We start from the raw sequence: 6,619 nt of genomic DNA, 5'->3' as shown, positions 1-6,619 counted from the left end.
ACCTGGGGCCAGCGCGAGAAGCCATCAGGGCTTCTCGTGATGTCCCCAGGTTGCCCCGGGTTTCCTTCTTTTTTCCTTTACTCCAGCTTACAGTCCGCTTCCGTCCCCAGCCATCCCTATGTCCGGTTCCAGCGGCGTCCGTCCATTCATTCGCAAGCTCATTCCCTACTTCCGATTCCTGAACTGTACGGGTGTCATGTTGTACATTTTTTTGAATACGCGGTTGAAGTGTTCTACGTTTTGGTATCCCACGGATTCTGCGATGCTTTCTACGGTTGTATTGCTGCTTTTCAGCATGGAACGTGCTTTTTTCATTCTTACTTTTTTCAGAATGTCTCCAAATGTCATACCGGATTTTTCTTTAATGTATTTGGAGAGGTATGGCTTGGAGAGGAAGAATTTCTCTGATAAGTCATCCAGTGTTACGTCTTTGTAGTTTGCATAAATGTAGTTGGTGATTTCTAATAATCGCTCATCTTTGCTGGATTCGCTGCTCTTGATTTCTTCGATCTTATTAACTGCAACGACAAGCGCTTCCACGGATGCCTTGATAATATCTGCGTCGATTCCTACACCCCAATATTTCTTTTTGTTGCAAATTACACCTACATAGGCAACCGCTTTTGAGGAGGAGCCTTTTGTCAGGGAATGTTCTTCGTAAAATGCAAGTTCGTAGCTGATGTCAAAATAGTGCTTAATGGCATTGCTTACTGCGTCCAGACGGCCGTTTCCTACGCCGGTGATCCGGCGGTTGCTGCCTGAATGGTGGATGACAGCGTCTGCCACAATGCCGTCTTCCTGTTTAAAATGGCATTCATCCACTGTAAAGATGGATTTTGCATTGATGTAATTGTCTTCGAATATGTGATATACCCAGTCAGGATCCAGCTCTTTGTGCGCTTTGTCTGAAACGTCTTTTACCAGATAGCCTACCTCTTCTTTCATTTTATCCGGAAGGCTGATTCCGAAGCTCTGCTTCAGGATATAGTTCACGCCGCCCTTGCCGGACTGGCTGTTGATGCGGATTACGTCAGAGTCGTATCTTCTGCCCACATCTTTGGGGTCGATCGGAAGATACGGAACATCCCACTTATCACACTGTTTTTCTTCTCTCCATGACATGCCTTTTGCAATAGCATCCTGATGGGATCCGGAGAATGCGGTAAATACCAGTTCTCCTGCATACGGCTGGCGGGGAGAAACCTTCATCCTTGTGAGGTGCTCATATATTTCGCAGATGTCACTCATATTCGTGAAATCAAGTTTTGGATCTACCCCATGTGAAAACATATTCATTGCAAGGGTGATGATATCCACATTGCCTGTTCTCTCTCCGTTTCCAAATAAGGTTCCCTCGATGCGGTCCGCTCCGGCCAGAATTCCCAGTTCGGCATCGCTAACGCCTGAACCTCTGTCATTGTGCGGATGAAGAGAAAGAATCACGTTTTCACGGTATAACAGGTGCTTATCGAAATATTCTACCTGGCTTGCAAAAACATGAGGCATTGCGTTCTCCACTGTTGTCGGGAGATTGATGATTGCTTTCGTCTTACTGGTAGGCTTCCATACATCCAGAACCGCATTGCACACGTCCAGCGCATAGTCAACTTCTGTTCCCGGAAAACTTTCCGGACTATATTCGAAAGTAAAATTGCCTTCTGTCTCTTTTGCCAGTTTCTTTAATAACTTGGCTCCGTCGACCGCAATTTTTTTAACTTCTTCTTTGTCTTTTTTAAATACTTGTTCTCTCTGTGCCACGGAAGTGGAATTGTATACATGTATTACGGCGTGAGGAGCACCCTTAACCGCTTCAAAAGTTCTTTTAATAATATGTTCTCTCGCCTGTGTCAGCACCTGAATCGTCACATCATCCGGTATCATATTCTGCTCAATAATTGTCCGGAGAAACTGGTATTCAGTTTCCGATGCAGCTGGAAAACCCACCTCAATTTCCTTGAATCCTACGTCTAATAAAAGCTGAAAAAATTCGATTTTCTCGTCCAGGCCCATAGGTTCGATCAGCGCCTGGTTCCCGTCTCTCAAATCCACGCTGCACCATGCAGGCGGTTCCGTAATCGAGTCCTTTTTCACCCAGTCATAGCATGGTTCAGGCGGCATGAAATACATTTTTTTGTACTTTTCATAATTTTTCATAGTTACATCTCCTTATATTTTATCAAATTAATTGTCTTTTTTTATCTTCATCCATACTAACATAAGTATTGCCTATTATCCAGTGGTAAAATTAATCATTTAAATTGATATTTTTTAACATATACATACCAAAAATTGTTTTTATATACCACTTAAAGGTTTTTTCCTGTACTCCTGAAGCCGTTGTTATATCATAAGATCTTAATTTTTCTCCATTTAAAGTATATACGACCTCGCCGGCCTTCTGGCCCTTAACTACAGGGGCATCCAGTATCTCTTCCTTCTCCCAGCTCATTTCTACCTGCTCGTCGGTTTTAAGTAGCAGCCTCCATTTAGGATCTGCCCCTACAACTTCCAGGGGAACTTCTGTCTCTGTTTGGAACGGATGCTCTTTATCGATCCCATTTTCAACCTTCACTGTTCCCGCGTCTATTTCCTGCCAGATGTCCCGGTATTCATAGTTATCCAGCGCATAATTCATCAGAGCCTTTGTGTCCGCCCACTTGTAGCTTTTATTGTTGGGCCACCCGCATGCAAGCAGGGCCACGATAAAGGTTCGGTCATCCCTTCTAAGTGATCCCACATAACAGTAGCCCGCATCTCCCGTAAATCCTGTTTTCCCCGACAGCGCGCCGTCCATCATCTGCAGGAATGCATTATGGTTTGTACAGGAATACGTGGATTTTCCGGAGCAGTCGGTAAACTGGTAGGAGGGTGTCCGGGTGATCTCCAGAAACATCTCCTTCTGCGGCGAATCCATGATGCAATACTTCATGATTCTCGCCAGATCCTCCGCCGTAGTGTGATGGCTTCCGTTTTCGTCCGCGGCATCCAGTCCGTTAGGAGTAATAAAATATGTATTGCCGCAGCCCAGCTCTTTGGCTTTGGCGTTCATCATGTCCGCAAACCCTTCCACACTGCCTCCAATGTTTTCGGCAATGATCACTGCCGCATCGTTGTGGGATTCCAGCATGAGCGAATATAGCAGGTCCCTGAGATAAAATGTTTCCCCTTTATATGCCCCAAGATGAACCTTTGGCTGGGATGCGGCATATGCGCTCACTGTCATTTCACTGTCCAGTTTTCCATATTCCAGAGCCAGTATGCAGGTCATGATCTTTGTTGTGCTGGCCATCGCCTTCTCCTGTTGTCCATTTTTTGAAAATAAAATACGCCCGCTGTCTGCATCCATCAAAACTGCTGACTGGGCGTATAAATTATCCGGCTCTTCCGACTCTGCGCGAACCACCATAACTGTACTGCCCCAGGTTCCCGAAAAAACCATACAGCAGATTAAAATAAACACTGTGATCCGTTTCCTTATCTTATGGACAGCTTTGCCGTCCTGTCTTTTCCTTTTTATCATGTCCAGGCACTCCATAACATACTATGTTATTAGTATTTATGTGGGTCATGGCGCCAATAGAACTATTTTCGTTAAGATATACAGCCCATAGGCCGTGCATAATAACCTGTTTTCTCCTGATTCCTATATATCCAGCTTCAGCTGGGCCTCATCTTCCGCTTCCTCTTTAAAATGTTCCACCTGCTCCGGATTTATTGTAGGAAGTTCATCCAGCGACTGGACGCTGAACCTCCGCAGGAATTCCTCCGTGGTCCCAAACAAAAGCGGCCTTCCGGGTGCATCCATACGTCCAACTTCCTCAACGAGTCCGTACTCCACCAGCTTATTCACCGCATGGTCCGACTTCACGCCCCTTATTTTTTCAATCTCCAGCTTGGTGACAGGCTGTTTGTATGCGACAATGGACAGCGTCTCCAGCAGAACCTCCGTCAGTACATACCGTTTGGGCTGTTTTGCGATCCTGATCAGATATTCGTAGGTCTCTTTTTTCGTACACATCTGGAAAGAATCTTCCAGTTCTATAATCCGGATTCCCCTGTTGTCTTCCTCGTACCGGTCCATCATATTATGTATGATCTTTCTCGTCGTATTCTCGTCGTGTTCTATCACCGCTGCAATTTTTCCCAATTCCACCGACTCCCCCATCGTAAAGAGGATAGCTTCAATGATGCCCTGCAGTTTTTCTATCTCCATATCTTCTTCCATTCCTTTCAAATCAGCGAGTCAATCATAATATCCCCGCATGTCTCCTCCTGTTCTACCCGAATGGTTCCCAGCTTCATCAATTCCAAAACTGCCAGGAATGTTACCACAATATGCATCTTGCTCTTCTGCGCTTCCAGAAGCTGCCGGAAACTGAATCTCCTGTGTGACCTGGCATAGTCTTCCACATAGGACAGCTTAACGGGAAGAGGAACTTCCTCCTTCTCGATCGTACCGAACTTGCTTCTCACCGGGTCTATCTTATCCTCCTGGCGCTTCATGACGTCTTTGAATATCTGGTTCAGCTTTTTCAGCGTTAGATCTCCCAGAAGAAGATCTAAATCTACAGGCTCCACATATCCCATCACTTCCTCCGGAATTGTGGGAACCTTATAAAGGATCTGATCCGCATCCAGCTGCCGGTCTTTCAGTTCATATGCCATATACTTGTACATCTTATATTGAAGCAGCTGTTCCACCAGTTCGGCACGGGGATCTTCTTCCTCCCCCTCCTCGTTCACTTCCTTCGGAAGCAGCATTCTGCACTTGATATCCAGAAGAGTCGCTGCCATTACAAGGAATTCGCTCATAACATTGAGGTCTTCCTTCTGCATGTTCCGGATGTATTCCATATACTGATTTGTAATCTCCACAATCGGTATATCGTATATATCTATTTTATTCTTATCTATTAAATGAAGCAGAAGGTCCAGCGGGCCTTCGAACACTTCCAGCTTTACTGGTATTCCCATACTTACGCTCCCTGCTGCAGATATTCACACTGCATTTTATTATAAGGGAAATGCACAAAATACTCAAGTTTATTTCGTTTCCCTGTATGGAAGCAGGCTGATTGCCACCACTTCCGCATAATTGCAGAACCGCAGATTGATCGTGTGGGTTCCAAGTCCCTTGCTTACGGCAATCGCCTGACTGCCTTCCACGGTCATCTCCCCGGAATACTTTGGAAATAGCGCCGCCTGAGGAGTAATCACCCCCCCAAGCCCGGGAATGCGCACGATTCCCCCATGAAGATGCCCCGATACTGTCAGATCCGCCCCCCATTTCCTGTATGCAGGATAATAAACAGGATTATGCGCCAGAAGAATCTGATATTTGTCCCGGTCCGCCCTTCCAATGCATTGTCTGATATCTGCTGCGTCCACTTGGTGTTTTTTGAATTTCTCATAAGTAAGCATCGGCAGTTCAAGCCCGTTCACCCGGACAGGCAGCCTGTCCAGTTTTATGTCCGCTGTCTGGTTCTCCAGATAATGGACACCGGAGAGTGCCAGTCCTTCTTTGAACTTTTTGTATACGCTCTTTTCATACTTTTCCGGGTATTCTTTCAGCCTCTGCTCGTGGTTGCCAGGGCCATAATATACCGGACATATTGCAGGAAGCCGGGTAACAAAGTCCAGGGCTTCCTGATAAGAGGCGGTGTCTTTCCCCACAAGCATATCTCCCGCTATCAGGATCAGATCCGGCTTTTCTTTCCGTATTGCATCCAACAGCCTGCTGTTATGCTCTCCGTAGGATTTATTATGAAGATCTGCCAATAAAATGATCTTTTTCTCGCTGTCCAGTTTTTTAAATGCAGGCACCTTCAGGGTATATCTGGTAATTTTGAAAAAGCGCAGTTCCCGCCTTCCTTCAGCCAGACACAACAGGAAAACCAGAATAACCGCCGCAATGATTCCCTTCCACATCTTAATTGCCTTCTACAATGGCAATCCCGGAGCTGGTTCCGAGCCTGTCTGCCCCTGCCTTAACCATTTCCCTGGCCTTCTCTGTTGTCCTAATGCCGCCCGAAGCCTTCACGCCCATAACCGGCCCCACTGTCTGCCGCATCAGGGCAACGTCCGCCGCAGTAGCACCTCCTTTGGAGAATCCCGTAGATGTTTTTACAAAATCGGCTCCGGCCTCCTTGCAGATCTGGCATGCCTTTATCTTTTCCTCGTCAGTCAGAAGGCATGTTTCCAGGATCACTTTCACAATGGCACGCCCTGCAGCAGCCTCAACAACAGCGGCTATATCGTCCTTCACGTACTGCCAGTTCCCGCTCTTTATCATACCGACATGAATCACCATATCGATTTCCTCCGCCCCGTCATATACTGCAGTCAGCGTCTCGCCCACTTTTCCGTCTGTAGACATGGCGCCCAGGGGAAAGCCTACTACGGTGCATACCTTTACATCCGTTTCTTTTAACAGCTGAGCGCAATAGTACACAAAGCTGGAATTTACACATACGGAATGAAATCCGTATGCTGCAGCCTCATCACAGAGCTTTTTCACATCCTCCTTAGTGGCATCCGGTTTTAAAATCGTGTGATCTATCATTTTTGCAAAATCCATAATATTCCTCCATTGTATACCGGTATACACAGCCGGCATTGC

The 6,619-nt window shown here is 46.3% G+C and carries 6 protein-coding genes; all 6 read right to left on the bottom strand.

The features are described from left to right. Nucleotides 1-165: 165 nt before the first annotated feature. Nucleotides 166-2,154 (bottom strand): 2-isopropylmalate synthase, encoded by a 1,989-nt coding sequence (locus tag GKG43_RS18515; RefSeq protein WP_050642368.1) that lies wholly within the window; start codon nt 2,152-2,154, stop codon nt 166-168. A gap of 91 nt (nt 2,155-2,245) precedes the next feature. Beyond that, nucleotides 2,246-3,520, bottom strand: a complete 1,275-nt coding sequence (locus tag GKG43_RS18510) for a D-alanyl-D-alanine carboxypeptidase family protein (protein ID WP_055155259.1) — start codon at nt 3,518-3,520, stop codon at nt 2,246-2,248. A gap of 123 nt (nt 3,521-3,643) precedes the next feature. Then, complete coding sequence (gene scpB, locus GKG43_RS18505; protein WP_050642793.1) at nt 3,644-4,213, bottom strand: SMC-Scp complex subunit ScpB; 570 nt, start codon at nt 4,211-4,213, stop codon at nt 3,644-3,646. Between the two features lie 17 nt (nt 4,214-4,230). Further along, complete coding sequence (locus GKG43_RS18500) at nt 4,231-4,974, bottom strand: segregation/condensation protein A (RefSeq protein WP_050642370.1); 744 nt, start codon at nt 4,972-4,974, stop codon at nt 4,231-4,233. 69 nt (nt 4,975-5,043) lie between these two features. After that, complete coding sequence (locus tag GKG43_RS18495) at nt 5,044-5,928, bottom strand: metallophosphoesterase (protein ID WP_055155260.1); 885 nt, start codon at nt 5,926-5,928, stop codon at nt 5,044-5,046. Between the two features lies 1 nt (nt 5,929). Continuing rightward, the gene (gene deoC, locus GKG43_RS18490) at nt 5,930-6,577 is read right to left on the bottom strand and encodes a deoxyribose-phosphate aldolase (RefSeq protein WP_050642794.1); all 648 of its coding nucleotides are present in this window, start codon (nt 6,575-6,577) and stop codon (nt 5,930-5,932) included. Nucleotides 6,578-6,619: the final 42 nt, after the last annotated feature.

The sequence above is a fragment of the Eubacterium sp. BIOML-A2 genome, from assembly GCF_009680135.1.
Lineage (GTDB): Bacteria > Bacillota > Clostridia > Lachnospirales > Lachnospiraceae > Faecalicatena > Faecalicatena contortus_B.
This window is presented reverse-complemented; position numbering and strand designations above follow the sequence as displayed.

What these genes read in the sequence shown, in the direction of transcription:
- GKG43_RS18515 (WP_050642368.1), bottom strand. Translation starts at nt 2,154, where the DNA reads ATGAAAAATTATGAAAAGTACAAAAAAATGTATTTCATGCCGCCTGAA.
- GKG43_RS18510 (WP_055155259.1), bottom strand. Translation starts at nt 3,520, where the DNA reads ATGATAAAAAGGAAAAGACAGGACGGCAAAGCTGTCCATAAGATAAGG.
- scpB (WP_050642793.1), bottom strand. Translation starts at nt 4,213, where the DNA reads ATGGAGATAGAAAAACTGCAGGGCATCATTGAAGCTATCCTCTTTACG.
- GKG43_RS18500 (WP_050642370.1), bottom strand. Translation starts at nt 4,974, where the DNA reads ATGGGAATACCAGTAAAGCTGGAAGTGTTCGAAGGCCCGCTGGACCTT.
- GKG43_RS18495 (WP_055155260.1), bottom strand. Translation starts at nt 5,928, where the DNA reads ATGTGGAAGGGAATCATTGCGGCGGTTATTCTGGTTTTCCTGTTGTGT.
- deoC (WP_050642794.1), bottom strand. Translation starts at nt 6,577, where the DNA reads ATGGATTTTGCAAAAATGATAGATCACACGATTTTAAAACCGGATGCC.